Origin of the sequence: Guyparkeria hydrothermalis (assembly GCF_023555375.1) — a bacterium.
In the GTDB taxonomy this organism is placed as follows: Bacteria; Pseudomonadota; Gammaproteobacteria; order Halothiobacillales; family Halothiobacillaceae; genus Guyparkeria; species Guyparkeria hydrothermalis.
The window spans coordinates 74,797-101,785 of sequence record NZ_JAJSEE010000003.1; the positions used below are offsets into that span (position 1 = coordinate 74,797).

Annotated in this window: 24 protein-coding genes; 20 read left to right on the top strand and 4 right to left on the bottom strand. The window is 69.2% G+C overall.

The window, feature by feature from the left end:
• Positions 1-31: 31 nt before the first annotated feature.
• On the top strand, positions 32-976 hold the full coding sequence (gene secF / locus LV475_RS05270) for a protein translocase subunit SecF (protein WP_136867470.1): 945 nt from the start codon (positions 32-34) through the stop codon (positions 974-976).
• Positions 977-1,057: 81 nt separating this feature from the next.
• Here the strand turns inward: secF and LV475_RS05275 are convergent, their stop codons facing one another.
• Positions 1,058-1,882: an inositol monophosphatase family protein gene (locus LV475_RS05275; RefSeq protein ID WP_247709528.1), complete on the bottom strand. Its 825-nt coding sequence runs from the start codon at positions 1,880-1,882 to the stop codon at positions 1,058-1,060.
• A gap of 174 nt (positions 1,883-2,056) precedes the next feature.
• On the opposite strand from LV475_RS05275, the gene LV475_RS05280 reads away from it, so the two are divergent.
• The 12 genes from LV475_RS05280 to der all read left to right on the top strand — a co-directional run bounded on the left by LV475_RS05280 (position 2,057) and on the right by der (position 13,678).
• The gene (locus LV475_RS05280; protein WP_136867471.1) at positions 2,057-2,875 is read left to right on the top strand and encodes an RNA methyltransferase; all 819 of its coding nucleotides are present in this window, start codon (positions 2,057-2,059) and stop codon (positions 2,873-2,875) included.
• Positions 2,876-2,899: 24 nt separating this feature from the next.
• Complete coding sequence (gene cysE / locus LV475_RS05285; protein WP_136867472.1) at positions 2,900-3,736, top strand: serine O-acetyltransferase; 837 nt, start codon at positions 2,900-2,902, stop codon at positions 3,734-3,736.
• Between the two features lie 126 nt (positions 3,737-3,862).
• A complete protein-coding gene (locus LV475_RS05290; RefSeq protein WP_136867473.1) occupies positions 3,863-4,363 on the top strand; it encodes an Rrf2 family transcriptional regulator in 501 nt (166 codons plus the stop codon).
• A 189-nt stretch (positions 4,364-4,552) separates the two neighbouring features.
• The gene (gene ndk, locus LV475_RS05295; RefSeq protein WP_136867474.1) at positions 4,553-4,978 is read left to right on the top strand and encodes a nucleoside-diphosphate kinase; all 426 of its coding nucleotides are present in this window, start codon (positions 4,553-4,555) and stop codon (positions 4,976-4,978) included.
• Between the two features lie 40 nt (positions 4,979-5,018).
• Positions 5,019-6,149 (top strand): dual-specificity RNA methyltransferase RlmN, encoded by a 1,131-nt coding sequence (gene rlmN / locus LV475_RS05300; RefSeq protein WP_136867475.1) that lies wholly within the window; start codon positions 5,019-5,021, stop codon positions 6,147-6,149.
• Positions 6,146-6,925: a type IV pilus biogenesis/stability protein PilW gene (gene pilW, locus LV475_RS05305; RefSeq protein ID WP_136867476.1), complete on the top strand. Its 780-nt coding sequence runs from the start codon at positions 6,146-6,148 to the stop codon at positions 6,923-6,925. Before rlmN ends, pilW begins: the two co-directional genes overlap by 4 nt.
• Positions 6,922-8,034, top strand: a complete 1,113-nt coding sequence (locus LV475_RS05310; protein WP_250105868.1) for a helix-turn-helix domain-containing protein — start codon at positions 6,922-6,924, stop codon at positions 8,032-8,034. Before pilW ends, LV475_RS05310 begins: the two co-directional genes overlap by 4 nt.
• Positions 8,031-9,152 (top strand): flavodoxin-dependent (E)-4-hydroxy-3-methylbut-2-enyl-diphosphate synthase, encoded by a 1,122-nt coding sequence (ispG, locus tag LV475_RS05315; protein ID WP_136867942.1) that lies wholly within the window; start codon positions 8,031-8,033, stop codon positions 9,150-9,152. The genes LV475_RS05310 and ispG overlap by 4 nt, the downstream gene beginning before the upstream one ends.
• 12 nt (positions 9,153-9,164) lie before the next feature.
• Positions 9,165-10,424, top strand: coding sequence for a histidine--tRNA ligase (gene hisS / locus LV475_RS05320; RefSeq protein ID WP_136867941.1), 1,260 nt, complete (start codon positions 9,165-9,167; stop codon positions 10,422-10,424).
• A 21-nt stretch (positions 10,425-10,445) separates the two neighbouring features.
• Positions 10,446-11,069, top strand: a complete 624-nt coding sequence (locus LV475_RS05325; protein ID WP_136867940.1) for a YfgM family protein — start codon at positions 10,446-10,448, stop codon at positions 11,067-11,069.
• Positions 11,069-12,217, top strand: a complete 1,149-nt coding sequence (gene bamB / locus LV475_RS05330; protein ID WP_169303683.1) for an outer membrane protein assembly factor BamB — start codon at positions 11,069-11,071, stop codon at positions 12,215-12,217. Before LV475_RS05325 ends, bamB begins: the two co-directional genes overlap by 1 nt.
• A gap of 42 nt (positions 12,218-12,259) precedes the next feature.
• Complete coding sequence (der, locus tag LV475_RS05335; protein WP_136867938.1) at positions 12,260-13,678, top strand: ribosome biogenesis GTPase Der; 1,419 nt, start codon at positions 12,260-12,262, stop codon at positions 13,676-13,678.
• Positions 13,679-13,924: 246 nt separating this feature from the next.
• Here the strand turns inward: der and cysZ are convergent, their stop codons facing one another.
• The 3 genes from cysZ to queF are packed head-to-tail and all read right to left on the bottom strand — an operon-like array spanning position 13,925 to position 16,342.
• Positions 13,925-14,680 carry a sulfate transporter CysZ gene (gene cysZ / locus LV475_RS05340; RefSeq protein WP_247709544.1) on the bottom strand — a complete coding sequence of 252 codons (756 nt, stop codon included), beginning with the start codon at positions 14,678-14,680 and terminating at the stop codon, positions 13,925-13,927.
• Positions 14,677-15,948 carry an FGGY-family carbohydrate kinase gene (locus LV475_RS05345; protein WP_136867937.1) on the bottom strand — a complete coding sequence of 424 codons (1,272 nt, stop codon included), beginning with the start codon at positions 15,946-15,948 and terminating at the stop codon, positions 14,677-14,679. The genes cysZ and LV475_RS05345 overlap by 4 nt, the downstream gene beginning before the upstream one ends.
• Positions 15,949-15,952: 4 nt before the next feature.
• Positions 15,953-16,342, bottom strand: coding sequence for a preQ(1) synthase (gene queF, locus LV475_RS05350; protein ID WP_136867936.1), 390 nt, complete (start codon positions 16,340-16,342; stop codon positions 15,953-15,955).
• Positions 16,343-16,474: 132 nt separating this feature from the next.
• On the opposite strand from queF, the gene LV475_RS05355 reads away from it, so the two are divergent.
• From LV475_RS05355 to LV475_RS05385, 7 genes are all read left to right on the top strand, one after another.
• Entirely contained in the window at positions 16,475-19,948 is a 3,474-nt protein-coding gene (locus LV475_RS05355; protein WP_250105869.1) for an AAA family ATPase, read from the top strand.
• A gap of 124 nt (positions 19,949-20,072) precedes the next feature.
• The gene (locus LV475_RS05360) at positions 20,073-21,122 is read left to right on the top strand and encodes a cell division protein ZipA (RefSeq protein ID WP_250105870.1); all 1,050 of its coding nucleotides are present in this window, start codon (positions 20,073-20,075) and stop codon (positions 21,120-21,122) included.
• Between the two features lie 7 nt (positions 21,123-21,129).
• Positions 21,130-23,163, top strand: a complete 2,034-nt coding sequence (gene ligA / locus LV475_RS05365; protein WP_250105871.1) for an NAD-dependent DNA ligase LigA — start codon at positions 21,130-21,132, stop codon at positions 23,161-23,163.
• Between the two features lie 130 nt (positions 23,164-23,293).
• Positions 23,294-24,424: a glycosyltransferase family 4 protein gene (locus tag LV475_RS05370; RefSeq protein ID WP_250105872.1), complete on the top strand. Its 1,131-nt coding sequence runs from the start codon at positions 23,294-23,296 to the stop codon at positions 24,422-24,424.
• Positions 24,421-24,984 (top strand): phosphatase PAP2 family protein, encoded by a 564-nt coding sequence (locus LV475_RS05375; protein WP_250105873.1) that lies wholly within the window; start codon positions 24,421-24,423, stop codon positions 24,982-24,984. Before LV475_RS05370 ends, LV475_RS05375 begins: the two co-directional genes overlap by 4 nt.
• Positions 24,985-25,304: 320 nt before the next feature.
• The gene (locus LV475_RS05380) at positions 25,305-25,658 is read left to right on the top strand and encodes a c-type cytochrome (protein ID WP_250105874.1); all 354 of its coding nucleotides are present in this window, start codon (positions 25,305-25,307) and stop codon (positions 25,656-25,658) included.
• A 37-nt stretch (positions 25,659-25,695) separates the two neighbouring features.
• On the top strand, positions 25,696-26,982 hold the full coding sequence (locus LV475_RS05385; protein ID WP_250105875.1) for an FCSD flavin-binding domain-containing protein: 1,287 nt from the start codon (positions 25,696-25,698) through the stop codon (positions 26,980-26,982).
• Positions 26,983-26,989: the final 7 nt, after the last annotated feature.

A 26,989-nucleotide genomic window follows, 5' to 3' on the forward strand; every position in this document is an offset into this window, starting at 1 on the left:
GTGCCGGCATTCGAATCAGACGAGTGACACCATGAACCTGTTCCCATCCGACGCGCGATTCGACTTCTTCGGCAAGCGCTACTTCGCCTACGCCCTGTCGGCGATCCTGCTGCTGGTGGCCGCCGGCTCGCTGGCGACCAAGGGCCTGAACCTGGGCCTCGACTTCACCGGCGGCGTGGTGATCGAGCTCGGCTACCCGGGCGGGGCGGACATCGACGCCGTGCGCGAGACGCTCGACGCCAAGGGCTTCGAGAACGCCGTCGCGCAGCTGTTCGGCTCCTCGGAGTCGGTGATGATCCGCCTGCCGCCGACCGACGACAGCCACAGCCGGCTGGCGGACGAACTGCTGATCGCGATGCAGTCCGAGACCGCCGACGTGGAGATGCGCCGGGTCGAGTACGTCGGCCCCGCGGTAGGCAAGGAGCTGTTCAATGCCGGCGGTCTCGCGCTGCTGGTGGTGCTGGCCGGCATCCTCGTCTACGTCGGCTTTCGCTTCCAGGTGCGGCTGGCCGGCGGCGCGATCCTCGCGCTGGCGCATGACCTCGTCGTGGTGCTGGGCATTGTCAGCCTGCTGGGGCTGCGCTTCGACCTGACCGTGCTGGCCGCCTTCCTGGCGCTGGCGGGTTATTCGATCAACGACACCATCGTCGTGTTCGACCGCATCCGCGAGAACTTCCAGAAGATGCGCAAGGGCACCGAGAAGGAGGTGATGAACGCCTCGGTCAACCAGACCATGTCGCGCACGGTGATCACCTCGGGCACCACCTTCCTCACGGCCCTGGCACTGTTCGTCTTCGGCGGCGAGGCCCTGTCCGGCTTTTCGCTGACCCTGCTGCTGGGCATCGCGATCGGGACGTTCTCCTCGATCTACGTCGCCTCGGCGGTGTCCCTGGACATGGGGCTCAAGCGCCAGGACCTGCTCAAGATCGACGACAAGGAACGGCTCAAGCAGGCCGAGGACAGCAATACGCCCTGATGGCAGGCGTCGAGCCGACAGCAAAAAGCCCGCATTGACTGCGGGCTTTTTCGTTTTCGGGTTGCGGGCAGGGCTTAGGTGTCAGCCGGTCTCGGGTCGCGACACGGAACGCCAGGCCTGCTCGCCCTTGCTGATGGCCTGGAGCATGGCGTGGACCAGCTTGGGGTTGGCGCAGATGACGTTGCCACTGGCGAGGTAGTCGTCGCCGCCCTGGTTGTCGATGACGACCCCGCCGGCCTCGCGGACCAGCAGCACGCCGGCGGCCATGTCCCAGGGCTTGAGACCGAATTCCCAGAAGCCGTCGAACCGGCCCGCGGCCACGTACGCCAGATCCAGGGCGGCCGAACCGGGGCGGCGGATGCCCGCGATCGGACCGTGCAGCGCGCGCAGGGTCGCGATGTAGCGCTCGAGGTTCTGGTCGTCGCGGAACGGAATCCCGGTGCCCAGCAGTGCGCCGTCGAGGCCCTTGCGCGGCGCGACGCGGATGCGCCGGTTGTCGAGGAAGGCGCCGGCGCCGCGTTCGGCCGTGAACAGCTCCTGGTTGACCGGGTTGTAGATCACCCCGAGCTCCAGGCGGCCCTGGCGTTCCAGCGCGATGGAGACCGCGTAGTGGCCGATGCCGTGCAGGAAGTTGGTGGTGCCGTCGAGCGGATCGATGATCCAGCGGTACTCGGCGTTCTCCCGTCCGCCTGCGCCGGTTTCCTCGGCAAGGATGCCGTGGTCCGGGTAGGCGCGCAGGAGCGTGTCGATAATCGCCGCCTCGGCCTGATGATCGACCTCGCTGACGAAGTCGTTGCGCTTTTTCGACTCGATGGTGAGATCGGTGACGCGGTCGTGGCTGCGGGAAATGATGCTGCCGGCGGCGCGGGCGGCGCGCACGGCGATATTGAGCATGGGGTGCGGCATAATGGTCTGGTCGGCTCGACGAGCGAATGGTGGATGACGGGCCGTGACAGGCGGTTTGCTCGCTGCCGTTGGCGCGTCCGGGCCGGTCGATCGGACCGTGATGCCCGGTCGGGGCGCTGATGTGCCCCGTTCCTCGGATCCGGAATTATACGCGTAAACGTCCCCGTGTCAGCCATGCCGCAACCGTCCCCTCCCGCCGCCACCCCGTCCCGCGCCCGGTTTCTCGACCGGATCGAGGTCGTGCTTTGCCAGACCTCGATGGCCGAGAACATCGGCGCTGCCGCGCGGGCGATGAAGACCATGGGCCTGTCGCGACTGGTGCTGGTCGCGCCGCGAGTCGACCGCGCGGCCATCGACGACAGGGCCCGGGCGGTGGCCACGCACGCCGCCGACCTGCTCGATGCCGCGCGTATCGTCGACTCGGTCGACCAAGCCGTCGCCGACTCGGTCGCCGTCTGGGCGACCAGTGCCCGCGTGCGCAGTCTCGCGCTGCCGCTGCTCGACGGGCGGGCCGCGGCGGCCGAGATCGTCCAGCGGGCCGGCTCGCTGGACGAGGGCTCGAACGAACGGATCAGCATCCTGTTCGGCGCCGAGCGCACCGGCCTGACCAACGAGGAGCTCGGCGTGGCCGATCACCTGCTGGCCCTGCACGCCAATCCCGACTACCCGGTGCTCAACCTCGCCCAGGCGGTCCAGCTGGTGGCCTACGAGCTGTTCCATGCCGCGCAGACCCCCGAGCCGTCCGAGGCCGGCGGCGACCCCCCGGCCCCCCGGGGCGAGCTTGCTACACTCTGCGCTCGCCTGGAGGGCGCGCTGGCCGAACGCGGCTACTTCCCGGGCAACGAGCCGGCCGAGACGGCGCGGCACGCACGCCGCCTGATGCAGCGCATCGGCGTCATGCTCAACCGGGCTGAGCCGCGACGCGACGAGTTGCAGATCCTGCAAGGCATGCTGACCGCGCTCTCCCGGGAGCGGCGCGACGGGGCGGATTGACCGATAGATTGCGGAGCTGAGTCCATGGGATGGTGGAAAACGATACTCGATGACGTCGACAGCGTGTTCGACCGCGACCCGGCGGCGCGCAGCCGCTGGGAGATCGCGTTGACCTATCCCGGCCTGCACGCGGTCTGGTGGCATCGCGTCGCCCATGCCCTGTGGCGGCGCAACTGGCGCCTGCTGGCGCGGCTGATCTCGAACGTCAGTCGCTGGCTGACCGGCATCGAGATCCACCCGGGCGCCCGGATCGGGCGACGGTTTTTCATCGATCACGGCATGGGCGTGGTGATCGGCGAGACGGCCGAGATTGGCGACGACTGCACCCTGTATCACGGCGTCACGCTGGGCGGTACCACCTGGCGGGAGGGCAAGCGTCACCCGACGCTGGGTGCCGGCGTGGTGGTCGGGGCCGGGGCGAAGATCCTCGGGCCAATCACCCTCGGCGAGGGCGTGCGGGTCGGCTCGAATGCCGTGGTGCTCAAGGACGCACCCGACGGGGCGACCCTGGTGGGCATCCCGGCGCGGGTGGTCGAGCAGCGCGCCGAGCAGAGCGAGACCAAGCGACGCGTCGCCCAGCGACTGGGCTTCGATGCCTACGGCGTGGCCCGCGACATGCCCGACCCGGTGGCGACCGTGGTCGACCGTCTGCTTGACCACGTCCAGGCCGTCGACGGCCAGCTCGACGAGATGGCCGATGCCTTGCGCTCGCTCGGCGTGGATGTGTCCCGACCCAGTCGACCGAGCCTGGATGGCTGCCACCTGGACGAGGAGGACGGTGTCGCCGGCTGCGGCCGCGCGCCGACCGGCGAGAAGCCCCCCGAGAACACCGCGGAGAACACAACCGGGGCGCGGGACTGACCGGGTGCATCGCGGACCATATACAGCGCCCGGTCGCCGGACTATCATGGGCCACTATCCCCGAGAAGACTGCTCGGGTTTCAGTCGTTTGGGGCGGCCCGGACTGGGGCTGCCGGGAGGTTTGCAATGAGGCTGACGACCAAGGGCCGCTATGCCGTCACGGCCATGCTGGACCTGGCCATCCATGATCGTGGCCAGCCGACCGCGCTGGCCGACATCGCCGAACGACAGTCGTTGTCGCTCTCCTATCTCGAACAGCTGTTCGCCCAGCTGCGGCGTGGTCAGCTGGTCAGTAGCGTGCGTGGCCCGGGTGGGGGTTACCAGCTGGCCCGCGAGCCGTCGCGGATCAACATCGCCGAGATCATCCACGCCGTCGACGAGGTGGTCGACGTCACCCGTTGCGGCGGCAAGGGTAACTGCCAGGGCGGCGGCAAGTGCATCGCGCACGACCTGTGGATGGGCCTGTCGGCCCAGATCCAGGGGTTCCTCGAGTCCATCTCGCTGGCCGACCTGGTGGAGCAGCCCGACGTGCTCGACGTCTCCGCCCGCCAGGACGACCGGCTGCAAGCGGCCCGGGACGAGCGCTCGGAGGCCGTCGCGGCCGGCATGCGGGGCGTCGGGCCCTGATCGAATGCCCTGACGAACGGTGTGGGTAAATCATTCCCACACGCTTCGCGTGGATTGTTTTCCGGTGAATCGTTAAACTGTTGCGCTTTGCGGCCGCTCGCCCCCCGGTGAGCGGCAGCTACCTGTTTCCCTTTTCTTTTTCACGTTTCACCGGGGTGGGTCGATCCCGCCCGATCAGGAGAGAATTTCATGGCCGTAGAACGCACCCTTTCGATCATCAAGCCCGACGCCGTTGCCAAGAACGTGATCGGTCAGATCATCTCGCGCTTCGAGGACGCCGGTCTGTCGGTGGTCGGTGCGCGCATGCTGCAACTGACCCGCGAGCAGGCCGAGGGCTTCTACGCGGTGCACAAGGAGCGTCCGTTCTTCGGCGAGCTGGTCGACTTCATGATCTCCGGCCCGGTGTTCGTCCAGGTACTCGAGGGCGAGGACGCCATCGCCAAGAACCGTGACCTGATGGGCGCGACCAACCCGAAGGAAGCCGATCCGGGCACCATCCGCGCCGACTTCGCCGAGTCGATCGACGCCAACGCGGTTCACGGCTCGGACAGTGCCGAGAACGCGCGCACCGAGATCGATTTCTTCTTCAAGTCCGACGAGCTCTGCAGCCGCTGAGTGCTGACGGCGACTCGGGCTAACTAGTACGGTGGCCTGAATGACCTCGACCGACGAACGCATCAACCTGCTGGGCCTCTCGCCCAGCCGCCTGCGTGCCTGGTTCGCCGAGATGGGCGAGAAGCCCTTCCGCGCCAACCAGGTGCTCAAGTGGGTGCATCAGCGGCGGGTCGACGACTTCGACGCGATGACCGATCTCGCCAAGAGCCTGCGCGAGCGGCTCAAGGAAGTCGCCTGCATCCAGGCCCCCGAGATCCTGCTCGACCAGGAATCGAAGGACGGGACGCGCAAGTTTCTCGTCGACACGGGCGGCGGCAACTCCGTGGAGATGGTCTACATCCCCGAGGACGACCGCGCGACCCTCTGCATTTCCTCCCAGGTGGGCTGCTCGCTCACCTGCACCTTCTGTTCGACCGGCCGACAGGGCTTCAACCGCAACCTGTCGACCGCCGAGATCGTCGGTCAGCTCTGGCTGGCCGAACGGTTGATCGAGCGTCGCCTGCCGACCGGCAAGGCGATCAGCAACGTGGTCTTCATGGGCATGGGCGAGCCGCTGTTGAACGAGCAGGCGGTGGTCGATGCCGCCGAGCTGATGCTCGACGACCACGCCTACGGGCTTTCCAAGCGCCGCGTGACCATCTCGACCTCCGGCATCGTGCCGGCCATCGACCGGCTGGGCGAACGCCTGCCGATCTCGCTGGCGATCTCGCTGCACGCGCCCAACGACGCGCTGCGTGACGAGCTGGTGCCGATCAACGAGAAGTACCCGCTCGATCAGCTGATGGCCGCCTGCGACCGCTACGCGAAGGTCGTGCCGCACGGGGCGATCATCTACGAGTACGTGATGATCCAGGGCGTCAACGACACCCCCGAGCACGCCGACGAACTGATCGCGCTGCTCGGCCCGCGCAAGGACGCGGTCAAGGTCAACCTGATTCCCTTCAACCCCTTCGAGGGCTCCGGTTACGAGCGTTCCTCGCGCAACCGCATCGAGCGGTTCCGGGCGCAACTCAAGGCCGTGGGGATCAACACCGTGCCGCGCAAGACGCGCGGTGACGACATCGACGCCGCCTGCGGGCAGCTCGCCGGCAAGGTCGCCGACAAGTCCCGGCGCAAGGACCGGCTGGCACAGATGGGGCTGGATCGTGGCGTCGTGGAGGTGACCCGATGAGCCGCCTGCTGACGCTTTGCGCCGTCATCCTCGTGGGGCTGAGCGGCTGCGCCACCACCGGCATGCAGGGGGGTGACGGTGACTCGATCGAGCGCCACGTGGGCGAGAATCGCCAGGCCGCCGAGATCAACACCGAGCTGGCCGCCGGCTACATGCGCGAGGGCGAGCTCAAGGTCGCGATGGAGAAGATCAAGCGGGCGATCCGATTCGACAGCGGTTACGCCCCGGCCCACCACGTCCATGCCCTGCTGCTCCAGCGCCTGGGCGAGACGGACGAGGCCGGCGATGCCTTCGCCCGCGCCGTGCGCCTCGATGGCGACAACTCCGACCTGGCCAACAACTACGGTGGCTTTTTGTGCTCTCAGGGTGATTACGAGCGTGCCCAGGCGATGTTCCGCCGCGCCTACGACGACCCCCTCTACGAGACCCCGGAATACGCCCTGGTCAACTCCGGGCGCTGCTATCAGCAGGCCGGTGACCAGGCCCAGGCGCTGGCCCAGTTCCGCCGCGCCCTGGACGAGGGCGCGCGCCAGCCGAGCGCGTTGCTGGGCGTTGCCCAGGCCCTGCTCGAGACCGGTGAGGCGGACGAGGCCGCCGAGGCGATGCGTCGTTACGAGTCGCGTCACCGGCACACGGCCCGCTCGCTCGGGGTGGCGATCGCGATCGATCGCGCCGTGGGTGACGAGCAAGCATTGAAGAATCACCGCCTGATCCTGCGCGGCCGCTTCCCGGATTCGCCCGAGGCACAGGCACTGGAACAGGGAGGCAGTCGATGAGCGAGCAGGAGCGGCGTGAACCCGCGGTCGGAGCGACGACCGGCGAGACCGACGAGGCGATCACCCTCGGCCAGGAGGCCTCCGGCCCCACGGTCGGCGAACGAATTCGGAAGGGGCGCGAGGCCGCCGGCCTGAGCGCGGCCGACCTCGCTCAGCCGCTCAACCTCGACCTCAAGGTGATCGAGCTCATCGAGCGAGATCAGCTCGACGCCGTCCCCGGCCGGCCCTACATCCTGGCCTACCTGCGTACCTGGGCCGGTCAGCTCGACCTCGACGGTGACGAGCTGATCGCCCAGTACAACGCCCAGCACGCCCCGGACAACGGCGGCGTGCAGGGGGGCATCCACCCGACGCTCGACGTGATGGAACCCAAGGGCGGCGGCCTGGGCCGTCGTCTGCTGGGCTGGGTCGGCATCTTGGTCGTCATCGCGATCGTGGTGCTGGCCCTGTCGCGCCTGGATGCCGACCGCGTCCAGGCCTGGTGGGCCGACCTGAGCGGCGCGAACAGCGAATCGCCCGCCGATACCGCTACCGAGTCGCCGTCTGCCGAGGATGCCGATGCGTCAGACTCGCGGCCGGCCATCGAGGGTGCCCTCGACGAGCCGCCCGCGCCCCCGACCGCCGAGCAGGCTGCCGCAAGCCAGGACGAGGGCTCGACCGCCACGCTGGCGCTGCCCGGTGAGCGGCTGGCCGCGATCGATACCGCGACCCGGAGCGAGCCGGCGGCCCCGGCCGACCCGGATGCTGAGGCCAGCCAGGGTGACGCCGCGGCCCCGGCCACGACCGATGGCGCCGCCGACGCCGAGGGCGCGGCCGGTGAAACGAGCGAGGCGGCCTCCGAACCGGCCGAGTCGCGTCCGCCGGCGCTCGTGCTGCGTGCCACCCGTGCCGACAGCTGGGTCGAGGTGCGCGACGGCAACGGCGAGCGGCTGATGTACGACGTCCTGGCCGCCGGCGAGGAGCGCGCGTTCGCCGAGGCGACCGGCCCGTTCTCGTTGGTCCTCGGTCAGCCCGAGGGGCTGGAGGTCGAATACCAGGGCGAGCCGGTGGAGCTGGGTGAACCGAGCGGTGCCACCGGCGTGCTGCGAACCACCGTGGGGAATTCATGAGCTTTCAACCGGTTCCGGTGACGCGTCGCCTGTCCCGTCGGATCCAGGTCGGGTCCGTGGGCGTGGGGGGCGATGCGCCCATCTCCGTCCAGTCGATGACCAACACCGACACCTGCGACGTCGAGGCGACGGTCGCCCAGATCGAGCGCCTGGCCGCCGCCGGCGCCGACCTCGTGCGGGTCTCGGTGCCCAACATGGATGCCGCCGAGGCCTTCGGCAAGATCAAGCAACGGGTCTCCATCCCGTTGATCACCGACATCCACTTCGACTACCGCATCGCCCTGCGCGTCGCGGATCTGGGTGCCGATTGCCTGCGCATCAACCCGGGCAATATCGGTCGCGAGGACCGCGTGCGCCAGGTGATCGATTCGGCGCGTGATCACGGCATCCCGCTGCGCATCGGCGTCAATGCCGGGTCGCTGGAAAAGGACCTGCAGCAGAAGTACGGCGAGCCCACGCCCGACGCGCTGGTCGAATCGGCCCTGCGCCACATCGATATCCTCGACCGGCTCGATTACCCCGAATTCAAGGTTTCGCTCAAGGCATCGGATGTCTGGATGACCCTGGGCGCGTATCGCAAGCTGGCCTCCCAGATCGAGCAGCCACTGCATCTCGGCATCACCGAGGCGGGCGGCCCGCGCGCCGGGGCGGTCAAGTCGGCCGTGGGTCTCGGCATGCTGCTGGCCGAGGGGATCGGCGACACCCTGCGCGTGTCGCTGGCCGCCGATCCGGTCGAGGAGGTCAAGGTCGGCTGGGACATCCTCAAGTCGCTGAAGCTCCGCAGCCGTGGCGTCAACCTGATCGCCTGCCCGTCCTGCGCTCGCCAGGAGTTCGACGTGATCAAGACCGTCAACGCCCTGGAAGAGCGCATCGAGGACATCGACCTGCCCATGGACGTCGCCGTGATCGGTTGCGTGGTCAACGGCCCCGGCGAGGCCCGCGAGGCGTCCATCGGCCTGACCGGCGGCCAGCCCAATCTCCTCTACGTCGACGGCAAGCCCTCGCGCAAGCTCACCGAAGAGGAGCTGGTCGACCAGATCGAACACACCATCCGCGAGCGCGTCGCCCGGGACAAGGCCGCCCATGAGGCCGCCCACGACTCCAGCGACGACCGATAACCTGATCCCACGATGAGCAAGACGCCCAAGAGCATCCGGGGCATGCACGACGTGCTGCCCGACGACACTCCCGCCTGGCAGCGACTGGAGACGGCACTGCGCGAGACCGCTGCCGCCTACGGCTACGAAGAGATCCGCATGCCGATCGTCGAGCAGACCGCGCTGTTCGCCCGGTCGATCGGCGAGGTGACCGACATCGTCGAGAAGGAGATGTACACCTTCGACGACCGCAACGGCGACTCGCTCACCCTGCGTCCCGAGGGCACGGCCGGTTGCGTGCGCGCCTGCCTGCAGCACGGCATCATCCACAACCAGCAGCGTCGCCTCTGGTATACCGGGCCGATGTTCCGCCACGAGCGCCCGCAGAAAGGCCGCTACCGCCAGTTCCACCAGTTCGGCGTCGAGACCTTCGGCGTGGCCGGACCAGAGCTGGAAATCGAGCTGATCCAGATGGCCGCCTCGCTGTGGCAGCGCCTCGGTATCGAGGACGTGCGCCTCGAGATCAATACCCTCGGCCAGCCGGAGGCCCGGGCCCGCCACCGCGAGGTGCTGATCGAGTATCTCGAGGGTCATGCCGATCAGCTCGACGAGGAGGCGCGCCGGCGCCTGCACGAGAACCCGCTGCGGGTGCTCGACAGCAAGAATCCCGAGATCCAGCCGATCCTCGAAGCCGCGCCGAAACTGGCCGACTACCTCGACGAGGAATCGGCCGCCGACTTCGCCAAGACCCGCGAACTGCTCGACGCACTGGGCATCCCCTACCGCGTCAATCCGCGGCTGGTGCGCGGTCTCGACTACTACAACAAGCTGGTGTTCGAGTGGGTCACCGAGTCGCTCGGCGCCCAGGGCACCATCTGCGCGGGTGGCCGCTATGACGGCCTGGTCGAGCAGCTCGGCGGCCGCGCGACGCCGGCGGCGGGGTTTGCCATCGGTATCGAGCGGTTGCTCTCGCTGGCCGACACGCCGACGGACACGGGCCGGGCGGACGTCTACGTGATCGTGCCGGAAACCGGTCGCCAGGGCGCGGCCCTGCGCCTGGCCGACCGCCTGCGCCGCACCTTGGCCGGCCAGCGGGTGCAGTGTAATCTCGACGGCGGCGGCCTCAAGGCGCAGTTCAAGCGCGCCGACCGCAGCGGTGCCGGCACCGCCGTGATTATCGAGGACGAGGCCGGCGAGCGGGTCTCGGTCAAGCCGCTGCGCGGCGAGGGCGAGCAGCAGACGGTCGCCGCTAGCGACCTCGACACGCTGCTGGCCGCCAACCAACACGCATAACGACACACTTCGGGAACCCCTATGGTCGCCTCAGACGAAGAACAGATTGAACGCATCCGCGACTGGTGGTCGGAGCACGGCAAGACGGTGATCGCCGGCGTCGTGCTCGGTGTCGCCGGCCTGATCGGCTGGCAGGGCTGGCAGGGCTGGCAGGACAACCGCGTGGCCTCGGCGGCCGCCGCGTTCGCCAACCTCGAGCAGATAGCAGCCGCGGGCGAAGGCGACGTGGTCGAGCGCGCCCGCGACGTGGCCACCAGCCACGACGGCACCAGCTACACCGTGCTGGCCTGGCTGATCGGTGCCGGCGCCGCGGTCGACAACAACGACCTCGAGACGGCCGTCTCCTACCTGGAACGTGCCCGCGCCAGCGCCGAGCGCGCCCAGCTCGTGGCCACCGTCGACCTGCGGCTGGCGCGTGTCCTCTGGGCCCAGGGCGAGCACGACGCTGCCCTCGAGCGCCTGGCCGAGCCGCCGGCTGGTTTCGACGGGCTGTTCGCCGAGCTGCGCGGCGACATCCTCGCCGAGCGTGGTGACCTGGTCGCCGCCCGCGAGGCCTACGAGACCGCGGTCGAATCCGACGCGGCCAACGGCCTGCTGCAGATGAAGCTCGACAGCCTGCCGGCCAACGCGGAGGAGGCGTCATGATGACCACGCAACCCCATCGTTGGACCCTGCCGCTCGTGGCCGGTCTGGCCGTCGCACTGGCCGGCTGCTCGGCCCCGCGTGAGCTGGTCAAGCCCACGCCGCTCGAGGAAATCGACAACCAGCAGCCGCCCAAGGTGGTCTGGGATGCCTCGTCCGGCGGCGATCAGGAAAACCACCTGACGGCCATCGCGCCGGTCGAGGACGAGGGGCGTGTCTTCGTCGCCGGTCCGGACGGCGACGTGTTTGCCTACGACCTCGAGTCGGGCAAGCGGCTGTGGTCTGCCGAGCTCGACGCCGACCTGAGCGTCGGCGGCGGTGCCGGCGAAGGGATCGTCGTCTTCGGCAGCGAGGATGGCCGCGTGTTTGCCCTGGCCGCGGACAGCGGCGAACGTCGCTGGGACACCTCGATCCGCAGCTCCGTCGATGCCGCCCCGTCGGTCGGTTTCGGTGACGTGGCCGTGCGTGGTCGCGACGGCACGCTGCACGTGCTGGACGCCGAGAGCGGCGAGGTCCGGTGGCGTCAGTCGAAGGCCCCGCCGGCCCTGACCCTGCAGGGGCAGGGGCGCGTCCTGATGTTCCCCGACGCGCTGGCCGCCGGTTTCGACGACGGCACGCTGGCGGTCTTCGCCCGCGAGGACGGTCGCGAACTGTGGAGCCAGGCGGTCGCCCTGCCGACCGGGCGCACCGACGTCGATCGCATGGTCGACGTCGACGCCACCCCGGTGTTCGCCGATGGCGTGTTCTACGCCGCGACCTACCAGGGCAAGCTGGCCGCGCTGGCGGCCCAGGGCGGACGCGAGCTGTGGTCGCGCGACTTCTCCAACACCAACAACATCGCGGCCGGCGGACGCGCGCTCTACCTGAGCGACGCCGACGGCGTGATCTGGGCGATCGACCGGCGCAGCGGCGATGCCCTGTGGCGCCAGTCCGACCTCAAGCACCGTGGCCTGACCGGGCCGGCCCTGATCAACGGCTACCTGATCGTCGGCGATCGCGAAGGCTACGTGCACGTGCTCTCGACCACCAGCGGCGCGCTGGTCGGCCGGGCCGACTGGGGCGACCCGCTGGTCGACCCGATCCAGCAGGTCGACGGCCGAGGTCTCGCGGTCTCCCGCGACGGCGAGCTGCGGGTGTTCACGCTTGACTGATCCCGCTACCGCCGGCCGTTTTCCCTTGAGTCTATCGACGCGATGAAACCCGTTATTGCCCTGGTCGGCCGCCCCAACGTGGGCAAGTCGACCCTGTTCAACCAGCTCACCCGCTCCCGCGACGCGCTGGTGGCCGACTACGCCGGCCTGACACGCGACCGCCAGTATGGCGCGGCGCACCACGAGGGGCGTGACTGGCTGGTCATCGACACGGGTGGTCTGACCGGCGAGCGCGGCGGGATCGAGGCCCTGATGCAGGACCAGGCCTGGCTGGCCATGGAAGAGGCCGACCTGGTCGCCTTCCTGGTCGACGGCCGCGCGGGCCTGACCGCCGCCGACGAGCAGATCGCCGCCGAGTTGCGCCGGGCGGGCAAGCCGGTGCTCCTGGTGGTCAACAAGACCGACGGCGTCGACGAGCACGAGGTCCAGGCCGAGTTCTGGGCGCTGGGCATGGGCGAGCCCGAATACATCGCCGCCAGCCACGGGCGTGGCATCGGTGGGTTGTGGGAACGCCTCGAGGCGATGCTGCCGCCGGAACTGACCGAGGAACCCGCCGAGGAACCGGAAGACCAGGGCATCACCGTGGCCCTGGTCGGGCGGCCCAACGTGGGCAAGTCCACCCTGACCAACCGCCTGCTGGGCGAGTCGCGCGTGCTCGCTTTCGACGAGCCCGGCACCACCCGCGACTCGATCAAGATTCCCTTCGAGCGCGACGGCAAGCCCTACACGCTGATCGACACGGCCGGGGTGCGGCGCAAGTCGCGCGTCGGCGAGGCGATCGAGAAGTTCAGCATCGTCAAGACCCTGCAGGCGATCGACGCGGCCAACGTGGTGATCCTGGTGCTGGATGCGCATACCGGCATCACCGAGCAGGACCAGCATCTGCTCGGCTTCATCAACGAGCGTGGCCGGGCGCTGGTGATCGCGGTCAACAAGTGGGACGGGCTCGAGTCCGACGTGCGCGAGCGGGTGAGCACCGAGATCGAGCGCAAGCTCGGTTTCATCAACTACGCCGAGATCCACCGCATCTCCGCGCTGCACGGCACCGGCGTTGGCCACCTGTTCGAGAGCGTCGACCAGGCCTATGAGGCGGCGATGCGTTCGATCTCGACCAACGCCCTGACCCGCACCCTGAGCGCGGCGGTCGAGCAGCATCAGCCGCCGCTGATCCATGGTCGGCGCATCCGCCTGCGCTATGCCCACCAGGGCGGCAGCAACCCGCCGATCATCGTGATCCACGGCAAGCAGACCAAGCGCCTGCCGGGGCATTACCACCGCTACCTCGAGTCCTACTTCCGCCGCGAGCACGACCTGATGGGTACGCCCATCCGGATCGAGTTCCGCACCGATTCGAACCCTTACGAGGGCAAGATCGACCGGCGCACCCCGCTGCAGAAGGTCAAGCAGAAGAAGGCCGAGGCCCGTCGTCGCTCCAAGGGTCGCGAGCCGCGCAAGGGCTGAGTGCGGCGTGGCCCCGCAGGGGCTGCTCCGTCAATAGCCCCGATCCCGTCGAGGTTGGCTGCCAGATCGGCGTGGGACACGCGCCTGCGGCGCGTTTCGCTTGCAAGGCAAGCTCCCACAGTGGGGTGCTGCCAACCGCTTGCTGGGAGCCCATTGTGGGAGCGCGCCCCGCGCGCGAAGGCCGCCCCAGCGGCCGTCCCGGCCTGAACCCATGCCACGGCATGGCAGGCTGAGCTTCCAGCGCGTTCAGCCCTCTCGTCTGATCGCCTTCCCCTCGAACCCTTCCACCCACATCCGGGTCGCGCCGCACACGCCCACCGGCATGGCGAGGAAGTTCGCCACCGGCACCATGGTCATGAGCGTCATCAGGCTGCCGAACCCGAGCGTTAGCGCGGGGCGTTCGCGCAGACGGCGGCGTTGTTCGGCGAACGACAGGCCGTGGTTGCCGGCCGGGTTGTCGACGTACTCGAGACTCATCATCCAGGCCGAGAAGAGGAACCAGGCGAACGGCGCCAGCAGGTTCAGGCCGGGGATGAACCACAGGATCACCAGCGGGATGGCCCAGGCGGCGAGATAGAGCAGCCGGCCGACCTCGCCGGCCACGGCGCCGACCGCCCCGGTAATCATGCCCTGGTCGTCCCCGGCAGGAGGCTGGCCGGTCAGGTGGGTCTCGACCCGGGCGGCGAGCACCGCGTTGAACGGCGCGGCGATCAGGTTGGCCACCAGGGTGAAGGTAAAGAAGGTCGCCAGCAGCAGGCCGAGCACCACGATCGGCATGAGCAGCCAGTAGAGGAAGTCCAGCCAGTCCGGCAGCAGGCCCTCGACCCAGTCACCCGCCAAGCTCAAGAGCAGCCAGCCGGCCAGTCCGAACAGCAGGGTGTTGATCAACAGCGGAATCAGGGTGAAGCGGCGCAGGCCCGGTTGCCACATCAGGCGCCAACCGGCCAGCCAGTAACCCACCCCGCCCATCTCGCGCGCCGCTCGTGTCAGGGGTGTCGTCATCTGCCCGCTCCCTTCGTTTCCATGGCCACCGCCGCCAGGCGCGCGGCGCCCACGGCCGCCTCGGTGTGTGCCGCCAGCGTCACCGGCACGCCCAGGGCCCGTTCTCGGATGCGGGCGAACACCGGGTTGTGCGCCCCGCCGCCGGAGGAGAGCACCCGCCGCACGGTCGTGCCACCCAGCGCGGCGAAGCGCCGATAGCCCAGTGCCTCGATCCGGGCAATGCCGCGCAGCATCCCGGCAAGAAAGAGGGCCGGGTCGGCCGGGCGCGGTGTCAGGCGCGGCCCCATGGCCGGGGCGACCACCGGGAACCGCTCGCCGCGGCCGGCCAGCGGCCAGTAGCCGAGGGTGTCGGGTGCCTCGGGGTCGATCGACTCGCTCAGCCGGGCCAGCTCCTCGCTGTCGAAGAACGTGGCCAGCACGCGACCGCCGGTATTGGAGGCCCCCGAGACGGCGAAACGTTCGCCGAAGCGGTGGCTGTAGACCCCGCTGGCCGCATCGCTCACCGGGCGGGTGCTGATCAGTTTCAACGCCAGCGTCGAGCCCAGGCTGGTCACGCCGTCGCCTTCCTCGGTCGCCCCGCTGGCCCAGAGGGCGGCCATCGAGTCGGTGGTGCCGGCGGCCACGATGACGTTCGCCGCCAGGCCCCAGCGTTGGGCGAGGTCGGGTGTGACGGGCGCGATCGCGGTGCCCGGGCGATGCACCTCGGGCAGCCGGGCGCCGAATCGGTCGGCCAGCGGCGCCGGCCACCGTTCGGCCACCGCGTCGAAGCCCCACTTGAGCGCGTTGTTGCTGTCGCTGACGTGCCGTCCGGTCAGGCGCAGGACGAACCAGTCGGCCTGGCTGACCGGCCGCCCGAGCTGTCCACGCGCCTCGGCCAGGAGTCGCCAGCGGGCCAGGGCGGACAACTGGGCATCGGGGTCGATTTCGAGGGCCCGGAGGGCCGCGAGCTGATCGCCCCCCTGCGGGTCGTCGTACATCAAGGCGGGTCCCTCGGCGGTGCCGTCGTCCGCCACGGTCAGCACCGTGCCGGAGGTGCCGGCAAAGGCGATCGAGGCGATGTCGGCCAGTCGTCCCTGCCCGCCCAGCCGGCGCATCAGCTCATCGAAGGCCGCCCACCAGCCGGCGGGGGGCTGTTCGTGCCCGTCGCTGGCCGGCGGTGCCGGCCAACTCGCCTTCTCCAGCCACAGGCACTCGCCGTGGCCATTCAGGGCTGCCAGGCGCAGTCCCGAGGTGCCGACGTCGATACCCAGATGGCGGGCGGTCGTCATGGAATCAGGGCAGCTCGACCTTCGGCGCCGGCGCCCAGCCGTCCTGGCGGTGTTCGACCACCACGTTGGTCCAGATGCCGCCGCGCACGTTCCAGCGGCCGGTCAGGCGCAGGAAGCGCGGGTTGATCGCGGCGACGATGTCGTCGGCGATGCGGTTGGTCATCGCCTCGTGAAAGCCGCCTTCCTCGCGGAACGACCACATGTACATCTTCAGCGACTTGAGCTCGACGCACAGCTGGTCCGGGACGAAGTCGATCAGGATCGTGGCGAAGTCCGGCTGGCCGGTCTTGGGGCACAGGCAGGTGAACTCGGGCACCTCCATGTGGATGGTATAGTCCCGTTCCGGATGCGGGTTGGGGAAGGTTTCGAGTGTCTTGCTGGGTTGCGTCGACATGGATGACTGTCCTGCGGTATGTGACGAGGTTCTGTTGAATCGGGGGCGGAAGTATAAGTCCCCGATCCGGGCCTTGCCGACCGTCGCGGTCGATTACCGTTGCCACCCGTCGCGTGGGAGTGTGTCGATCCCATGCGCCTGACCCGCCTGTACCTGGCCGGCTTCAAGTCCTTCGCCTCGCCCACCGAGATCCGGCTGCCCGCGAACACGCTGGCGATCGTCGGACCGAACGGCTGCGGCAAATCCAACCTGATCGATGCCCTGCGCTGGGTGATGGGCGAATCGTCGGCCCGCCACCTGCGCGGCCAGGCCCTCGATGACCTGATCTTCGCCGGCAGCGGCGAGAGGGCCGCCGCCAGTCGGGCCGTGGTCGAACTGACGCTCGACAACCGCGAACGGCGCATCCACGGCCCCTTCGCCGCCTACAACGAACTCACCGTCCGGCGCAGCCTCGACCGCGACGGCCAGTCCCGCTACGAGATCAACAACACCCGCGTGCGCCGCCGCGACGTGGTCGACCTGTTCCTCGGCACCGGGGTGGGCGCGCGCTCCTACTCGGTGATCGAGCAGGGCCAGGTCAATCGCATCGTCGATGCCAAGCCCGACGAGCTGCGCGGCTACCTCGAGGAGGCCGCCGGCATCTCGGTCTACCGCGAGCGCCGCCGCGAGACCGCCAATCGCATCAGCCACACCGAGGAGAACCTCTCCCGACTCAACGACATCGCCGCCGAGCTTGAGCGCCAGGAGGCCACGCTCGCCCGTCAGGCGCGCGCCGCGAGGCGTTACCGCGAGCTTGCCGCCGTCCGTCGTCGCCGCCAGGTCGAGGCGGCCGCGGTCGCCCTGATCCAGGCCCGCGACGAGCGGGCCCGGCTCGACCGGATCGTCGCCGAGACGGGGCAGATCGAGACGACCTGCCAGCAACGGCTGGCCGCCGCCGAGGCCGCCCAGGACGAGGCCGAACGCGCCGTCCAGGCGGCCGCCGATCGGCTGGCCGAACTCTCGGCAGAGAAGTATCGACTCGCCAACGACCTCAACGCCGTCACCACCCGGCAGGCCGAGCTCGACGCGCGGCTCGAGGGGCTCGAACGCCAGACGCACCACGACCGGGAAACGGCCGAACGCCGCGAGGGCGAACGCCGCGAGGCCGAGACCCGTCGCGACCGCCTGATCGCCGAGCAGCGCGACACCCGCGCCTCGCTCGATGAACTGGCCGCCGCCCACGAGCGCGCCCGCGATGCCCGCGCGAATGCGGAGGCCGAACTTGACGCATTGCGCCGCGAGGCGATGACGGCCGCCGAGGCCCGCATCGGCCCGCAGCGCGAGCAGGCCCGCCTCGGCGAGCGACTGGAGGCCGTGGAGCGCGAATGCCGCCGACTCGAGGCGGCCCCGGCGGCCGCCGAACTGGTCCGGGCGCGCGAGGAGCTGGCCGAGCTCGAGCGGGAACGCCAGGAGCGTGCCGGCCAGATCGAGTCGGCCACGCGGTCCGTCGCCTCGCTGGACCGCCAACATGGCGAGGCCGTGGCCGCCGCCGAGGCGAGCGAGGTGGCCTGGCGCGAACGCGAGGAGGCGCATCGTCAGGCGCGCCAGGCGCGCGATGAACTGACCGCCGAACGCCAGGCCCTCGAGCGACTGATCGCCGCGCACGCCTCACAGAAGACGGAGACATCGACGGGGGCGCGGCTGGCCGACCGCCTGGTCGAGGCCGATATCCACGAGCCCTGGGTCGGCCATGCCCTGGGCGAGGCGTTGGAGGCCGAGCTGGTCGAGGACCTGGATGCCATGGTGGCCGCCGAGATCGAGCGCTTCCACGAGTCGGAAGGCGCGGGCGGCTGGTGGCTGGAGGCCCAGGCAGGCCTCGATTCCGACTGGCTTGCCGAGCGGATCGGCGATTTCCCGGGCCGCCCGGCCGAGGACCTCGAGACCGCCCTGTCCCGACGCCCCTCGTTGGGACGCGGCGAGTTCCTGATCACGCCGACGGGCTGGTGGGTCGGGCGGCACTGGCTCGGCCGCAGCGGCAATGGCGGGGCGGCGGCGCATCTCGCGCACCTGGCCCGCCGCCGGGAACTGGATGCCGCCATCGAGGCGGCCCGGGTCGAGCTCGAGCAGGCCGATGCCCGGCTCGCCGAGAGCCGCGCGGCGGTCGAGGCCGATCGCGAGGCGGTCGAGACCAGCCGTCGCGAGCGTGACCAGCAGGCACGCGCCCTCGAGTCGATAGAGCTGGCCGACCGGCACCTCGGTGAACGGCTCGAGCGCCTGGCGCAGACTATCGAGACGCTCGAGGCCCGGGCGGCCACCGAATCGGAGGAACTGGAAACTGCCCGCCGTGAACAGGCACGGCTGGTGGCCGAGCGCGATGCGGCGGCCGAGGCGGTGACCGAGGCCGATCGGCGCCGCAACCAGGCCGTCGAGCGGCAGGAGGCGGCGCGCGAGGCCCTGGAGGCCGCCCGCGAGACCGCGCGGGTCGCGGCCGACCGCTTTCACCGGGCGCGCCGCGAGATCGAGCAGCGCGACGAGACCATCGCGCGGCTGGGCGACGAGATCCGGCGACTCGACCAGGAACGCGAGGCCATCGCGCGCCGCCTGGCCGACCAGGACCGCGAGCGTGACCGGGTTCGCGGCGATCGCGAGGGGCTCTCGACCGAGCGCGACCGCCACGCGGCACGCCTGGCCGAGGCGGAGGCCGCCGAGGCCGAGGCGCGCGAGGCGCAGCGGGACGCCACCGAGGCGCAGGCCGCCGCCCGACAGGCGGTGACCGAGCTGCGCGGCGAGCGCGACGCGGCCCGGGCGACGAGCGAACAGGCCCGCATCGATCGCGCCCAGGGCGAAACCCGCGAGCAGCACGCCCGCGCCCGTCTCGAGGAGGCCCGCGAGCAGCTGGCCGAGGACGAGGACGAACCGGAGGCCGAGGCGATCGAGGCGCTGGCCGCCGAGCCGGGCGTGGCCGACCGCCTGGCGACGGAGCTGGCCGATCTCGAGGGTCAGATCCGGCGGCTGGGCGCGGTCAATCTCTCGGCGATCGAGGACCACCGCGAGGTCGAGGCCCGCCGCGACGAGCTGGCCGGCCAGATCGCGGACGTCGAATCGGCACTGGCGCAGCTGGCCGAGGCGATCGAGACCATGGATCGCCAGACCCGCGAGCGCTTCCGCGAGACCTTCCACGCGGTCAACCAGCGCCTGGGGCCACGCTTCGATGCGCTGTTCGGGGGCGGCGAGGCCCGCCTGGAGCTGACCGGCGACGATCCGCTCGATGCCGGGGTCGCGCTGATGGCCCGGCCGCCGGGCAAGCGCATCAGTCATCTGTCGTTGCTGTCGGGGGGCGAACGGGCGCTCACGGCCACCGCGCTGATCTTCGCGATCTTCGAGCTCAACCCCGCACCGTTCTGCATTCTCGACGAGGTCGACGCCCCGCTGGACGAGGCTAACGTGGGGCGGTTCTGTGCTATGGTTTCGGCCATGTCCGACCGGGTGCAGTTCATGTACATCACCCATAACAAGACCACCATGGCGAGCGCCTCCGCGCTGGTCGGCGTGACTATGCGCGAGGCCGGCGTGTCGCGGATCGTATCCGTCGACATCGACGCGGCGGTGGACCTGGTCGAGACCTGATCCGAATGCCCTTGGAATTTGTCGTGAGCCGACCAGTGAGCCAGCAAACGTATCGAACCGACGGACCCGTCACGAGTCTCTGGACGACGGGCGGCGACGCAGCGGTTTTCGGGGAGTAGACGGTATGGAATGGTTGCGCTGGATTGTTCTGCTGGTGGGCTTGCTGGTGATCGGCGGCATCGTGTGGATGTACCGTCGCCACCGCAGCGAGCAGGCCGTCGACCTCGGTGGCGATCAGCCGCATCGCGGTGACTACCACGACCCGATCGACGCGAGCGTCGGCGCCAGCGTGAATGCCGAGGGGGGAGACGGTCGCGGCGAGCGGCGCGAACCCCAACTCGAGCTGGGCGGCGACGGCTGGTCGCAACCGGACGCCGACGGGTTCATCGACGGCGCCTCCGCCGGCCGGGTGGTCTGGCGCGCCCCGGATGCCGACGACGAGCCCGAGTGGCCGTCGCCGGGCGGTGCGCGCCAGGAGCCCGCCCTCGAGCCCGAACCGGCCCCGGAGGCCGATTCGAACCGGGCCGAGCCGGCCGTGCGCGAGGAGCCGCCGGTTGCCGAGGAGCCGCCGGTGCGCGAGGACCCCCCGGCCCGGCCCCAGCCCGGCTTTTCCAGTCTCTTTACCCGCCAGGGGCAGACCGCTGCTCGGTCGCCTGCCGGCGAACCGCCGGCGCCTCCGGCCGACGAGCCGGTCGCGCAGGAGCCCCGGGTGGACGACGGGGCGTCGGAACCGGCAGACGAACCGCCGGTCGATGGCGGCGAGGCCGCATCCGGCGCGGTGATCTCGATGATGATCGTCGACCGCGAGCAGGCGGCCATGCCGCCCGAGCGGGTCCGGCGTGCGATCGAGGAGTCCGGCTTCGAGTTCGGCGAGTTCTCGATCTACCACTTCCAGGATCTCGACGGCGCCGACTGGTTCTCGCTGATGAACGCCGTCTCGCCGGGGCAGTTCAACCCCGACGACCTGTCCTCCTTCGAAACCCCCGCGCTGGCGCTGTTCATGCAGTTGCCGGTGCGCGGCGGGGCCGACCTCTCGCTGGTCTTCGAGCGCATGCACCAGGTGGCCACCTCGCTGGCCGAATCGCTGGATGCCATGCTGATCGACGATCGCCGCGAACCGCTGGACAGCGAATCGATCGATCGGTATCGCGAGTTGATTGACGAGCACGGGTGATGGCGGCATGAGTGAGGCCGACGATCGCAAGCGCCTTGCGGCCCTGCGCGCCGAGATCAACCAGCACAACTTCCGCTACTACGTCCTCGATCGCCCCACGGTGCCGGACGCCGAGTACGACGCCCTGATGCGCGAGCTCGAGGCGATCGAGGCAAAACATCCCGACTGGATCACCCCCGACTCGCCCACCCAGACGGTGGGCGCCCCGCCGAGCCATGCCTTCGAGACCGTCGAGCACCAGGTGCCGATGCTCTCGCTCGACAACGCCTTCGATGCCGACGAGTTCACCGCCTTCGACCGCCGCGTGCGCGAGCGCCTGGGCCGCGACGAGCCGATCACCTATCTGGCCGAGCCCAAGTTCGACGGCCTGGCCATCAGCCTGACCTACGAGGGCGGCGTGCTCGCCCGGGCGGCGACCCGTGGCGACGGGCGACGTGGTGAGGACGTCACCGACAACGTCCGCACCATCGAGACCGTGCCGTATTCGATCGACCTGCCGGTCGACAGCCGCATCGAGATCCGCGGCGAGGTGGTGATGACCCACGAGTCGTTTGCCGAGATCAACCGGCGCGCCGAACGACGCGGCGAGAAGGTATTCGCCAACCCGCGCAACGCCGCGGCCGGCTCGTTGCGCCAGAAGGACCCCAAGGTCACGGCCAGCCGGCCGCTGCACTTCTTTGCCTACGGCATTGGTGCGGCCGAGGGCATCGAGGCGCCCGAGACCCAGTCGGGCTGGCTCGACTGGTTCGAACGGCTGGGGTTTGTCGTCGCGGAACACCGTGATCGAGTCGAGGGGCTGGAGGCCGCACAAGCCTTCCACGCGTCGCTGGGCGAGAAGCGTGCGGGGCTGGCCTTCGATATCGACGGCGTGGTCTTCAAGGTGGATTCGCTGGCCGACCAGCAGCGGTTGGGGTTCGTCGCCCGCGCGCCGCGCTGGGCGATCGCCTGGAAGTTCCCGGCCGAGGAAAAGCTCACCCAGGTGCGCGACGTCGAGTTCCAGGTGGGGCGCACGGGCGCACTGACCCCGGTCGCCCGCGTCGAACCGGTGGCGGTGGGCGGGGTGACCGTCGCCAATGTCACCCTGCACAACATGGACGAGATCGAGCGCAAGGACGTGCGCGTCGGCGACTGGGTGCGCGTGCGTCGCGCCGGTGACGTGATCCCCGAGATCATCGAGGTGTTGCCCGAGAAGCGCCCCCACGATGCCCGAAAGATCGAGCTTCCCGACACCTGCCCGGAGTGCGGCTCCGAGGTGCTGCGCGACGAGGAGCAGGCGGTCGCGCGCTGCACCGGTGGGCTGTTCTGCCCCGCGCAACGCCGCGAGGCGATTCGCCACTTCGCCAGTCGCAAGGCGATGGACATCGACGGACTGGGCGAGAAGTGGATCACCCTGTTTCTCGAGCGCGAGCTGGTCGAACACGTCGACGACCTGTTCCGCCTGAATCGGGACGACCTGGTCGCCTTGCCGCGCATGGGGGCGAAATCCGCCGACAACCTGCTCGACTCGCTGGAAAAGGCCAAGGAGACCACCCTGGGGCGTTTCCTCTACGCGTTGGGTATCCGCGAGGTGGGCGAGGTGACCGCCGAGTCGCTCGCCCGCCATTTCCGCGACCTCGACGCGCTGATGGCGGCCTCCGAGGAAGAGCTGCAGACGGTCGAGGACGTCGGTCCGGTGGTCGCCCGCCACGTGCGCGCCTTCTTCCAGCAGCCGCACAACCGCGAGGTGATCGACGGGCTGCTGGCCGCCGGCATCCACTGGCCCACGCCCGAGGGGCCGGCCGACGATGCGCCGCTGGCGGGCAAGACCTTCGTGATCACCGGCACCTTGCCGGACATGACCCGCGACGAGGCCTCGGATCGACTGACCGCGCTCGGGGCCAAGGTCACCGGTTCGGTATCGAAGAAGACCACCGCCCTGGTCGCCGGCGAGGCCGGCGGCAGCAAGCTCGACAAGGCCGAGAAGCTCGGCGTGCCGGTGCTCGATGCCGAGGCCTTCGCCCGTTTGCTGGAGAATCCCTCCACACTCGACACGGACCGCTGACCTTTTTCCTTCCTGTCGCCAAATCGTCAAGACGGCGACACGCCGCTGTCATCGAATCGCCCTAGCGTCCTGACTTGTGGGGCAATTTTGCCCCGGAGTCAGACCGAGGTGCCGATTGGATATCCGACTGGTGACGGAAACCTTTCCGCCCGACATCAACGGGGTGGCGACCACCCTGGGTTGCCTGGTCGCGGGCCTGCGTGAACGCGGCCATCGCGTGGTGGTGACCTGCCCGAAAGCCGCGGTGGCACGCGATCTCGGCGATGGGGAAGAGGTGCCGGGCGTCGCCCTGCCGTTCTACCGCGAGGTGCGGCTCGGCCTCCCGCGCCGGCGTGCCTTTCTCGCCGACTGGCGCGAGGATCCGCCCGACGTGGTGCACATCGCCACCGAGGGGCCGCTGGGCGCCTCGGCCCTGGCCGCGGCCCGCGCCCTGGATCTGCCCGTCACCACCTCGCTGCACACCAATTTCCACGCCTATGCACGCGACTACCGGCTGGGGTGGTTGGCCAGTCCGGTGATGCGGTACCTGCGGCGTTTCCACAACCGATCGGCGAACACCTTCATCCCCACGGCGACACAGGCCGCCGAACTCGGGGCGCAGGGTTTCGAGCGCCTGATGGTGCTGGGTCGGGGCGTCGACACCGATCTGTTCAACCCCGAGCGGCGCGATGCGTCATTGCGGGCGGTCTGGGGCGCGGATGATGCGACGCCCGTGCTGTTGCACGTGGGTCGTCTGGCCGCCGAGAAGAACCTCGCCCTGCTGGCGGACAGTTGGTCGCGGGCGCGCGCGATCGATCCACAGACCCGCCTGGTGGTGGTCGGCGACGGCCCCGAGCGCACCCGGCTCGAGCGGCAATTGCCCGGGGCCGTCTTCGCCGGGGCGCTGCGCGGCGAGGCATTGGCACGCCACTACGCCTCGGCCGATGCCTTCCTGTTTCCCAGTCTGACCGAGACCTTCGGCATCGTGATGCTCGAGGCCATGGCCAGCGGGCTCGACTGCCTGGGCTTCGACTACGCCGCCGGGCGCCAGCTGATCGACCCGGGTGTTAACGGTCTGCTTGCCCCCTTCGCCGACACCGCGGGCTTTCTCGACCGCGTGCCCGATCTCCTGGCGCCCGAATCGCGCCGGCGTCGCGTGCGTGCGGCCGAGACCGGTCGCGCCCACAGCTGGGCGGCGATCGTCGATGCCTTCGAGCAGAACCTGGCCGACGTGGCGGACACGTCGACGACCGATGCCGCGGCACGGGAGCGTCTGACATGACGCCCTTGCGTGCCGGTTCGCCGATGGCCGCGCGTTGCTCGCGGGCGATTCAGGCCTACCTGGGCTGGGAGGCGCTCGTGACCGAGCGCTGCAATCACGCCCACCGGGTGCGGGCGTTGCGCTGGTTGTTCGCCGCGGCCTCACGGTTGGGTGACGGCATGGGTTGGTACCTGCTCGCCTTGCTTGTGCTGGTGGGACATGGGGCCGAGGCCGTGGTGCCAATGGCGCTGATGCTCGCCTCTGGCGGGGCGGGCGTGCTGATCTACCTCACGATCAAGCGGCGGACTGCCCGCTTGCGCCCGCTCAACCGCAACCAGCGGCTGGAAATCAGCGTCGCCCCGCTCGACCAGTACAGCTTTCCCTCCGGGCACACCCTCCACGCGGTCAACTTTGGAATCCAGCTGGTGGCCTTCCAGCCGGCGCTGTGGTGGATCGTCTTGCCCTTCGCCCTGCTGGTGGCGATGTCCCGCATGGTGCTCGGGCTGCACTATCTCTCCGATGTGCTGGTCGGTGCGGCCATCGGTGCGGTGCTCGCCGCATCGACCCTCCATCTGCTCTGACGGCTCGGCCCTTCCCGTGGGTTTGGTGGTCCGTCGTGATTGCCGATTTCCGAATATCTAGAAAACAATAACGAGATTGACCAAGAGGCAGCCCTGCTTCATTCGGGACGCTATTGGGGCATAAAAAAGATGCAATGAGAGTGCAAGTGTCTGACGGATAGTGCGTATGCCCTGGTGCGTCGCCTGGCTATTGAATATGCCAACAAAAAACGTCTATATAAGCATTGCAAAGACGTAATTTTCGGGGGTATGGTTGCAACGCTTGGGCAGGGACGGCTCGTGCTTGTCCGGGCGGCAAGACACATTGAGGAGGATTAGGGATGTCAAACAATCGAGAAGCGGCCGCGAGCCGCCGACTACCCGCCAGGGCCCTCGCCGCGGTCGGGCTCGGCCTGACGCTGTTCGCCGGCGTTTCGTTGGCCGACGATCATGGCGAGGCGATGGAAATGAGCAACGGGTCGATCATCGGTTCCACCTGCATGGGCTGTCACGGTTTCGAGGGCAAAGGCTCGGGCAATATCCCGCGTCTGGCCGGCCTGCCGAAGGAAGTGATCGCCGGGAAGATGCTGGCGTACAAGTCGGATGGCCAGGAAGGCACGGTTATGAATCGCATCGCCAAGGGGTATTCCGACGAGGAGATTCAGGCGGTGTCTGAATTCTTCGCCAACCAGTAACGCCCCGCAGGCACAAGGAACACGAGAGGTAACCGCAATGAGTCTTTCCCGACGCGGATTTCTGAAACTGAGCATGGCCATGGCCGGCGTGGGCGCGGTGACCGGTCTGGCCGGCTGCCAGAGCAACGGCAGCGTCACTGGCGCCAAGCGCGTAGTCGTCATCGGTGGCGGCTTCGGTGGTGCCACCGCGGCCAAGTACGTCAAGCTGTTCGACCCGACCGTCGACGTCACCATGATCGACGGTCAGTCCAGCCACACCACCTGCCCGTTCTCCAACCTGGTCATCGGTGGTCTCAAGGACATCGACGAGATCACGCACGACTTTTCCGCGCTGGAAAAACGCGGCGTCAACGTGGTCAAGGGCTGGGTCACCGGCATCGATGCCGAGGCACGCACGGTCACCCTGAAGGACGGCAGTAGCTACGAGTACGACCGGCTGGTCGTCTCCCCGGGCATCGACTTCAATTACGATGCCATCGAGGGCTACTCCGAGGAAGTCGCCAACACCACGATGCCGCATGCCTGGCAGGCGGGTGAGCAGACCCTGCTGCTGCGCAAGCAACTCGAGGAAATGGAAGACGGCGGCACGTTCATCATGGCCGCGCCGCCCAACCCGTTCCGTTGCCCGCCGGGGCCCTACGAGCGCGTCTCGCTGGTCGCCAACTACCTCAAGGAAAACAAGCCCAACTCCAAGATCCTGGTTCTCGATCCCAAGACCGGCTTCTCCAAGGAGCCGCTGTTCCGCGAGGGCTGGACGGCCAACTACGGCAACATGATCGAGTGGATCGGCGGCGACTTCGGTGGCGGCGTGACCAAGGTCGACCCCGACACCATGACGGTTACCGCCGGTGGCACCGAGTACCAGGGCGACGTCATCAACGTCATCCCGTCGCAGAAGGCCGGCTGGATTGCCCACGAGGCGGGCCTGGCCGACGACTCCGGCTGGTGCCCGATCAACACCGGCACCTACGAGTCGACCATGAAGCCCGGTGTGCATGTGGTGGGTGATGCCTGCATCGGCTCGCCGCTGCCCAAATCCGGTTTCGCGGCCAACTCGCAGGCGAAGAACTGTGCCGCGGCCATCGTGGCGATGTTCCACAACGAGAACCCGCCCGAACCGAGCTGGGTGAACACCTGCTATAGCCTGGTCGCCCCGGACTACGGCATTTCCGTCGCTGCGGTCTACGAGGTCAAGGAAGGCAAGACCGTCTCCGTGGAAGGCGCTGGTGGCGTCTCGCCATTGGGCGGCAAGAACGCCGAGAAGGAAGCCGGCTACGCCCACGACTGGTATGCCTCGATCACCGAGGACATCTGGGGCAGTTGACCGCCTC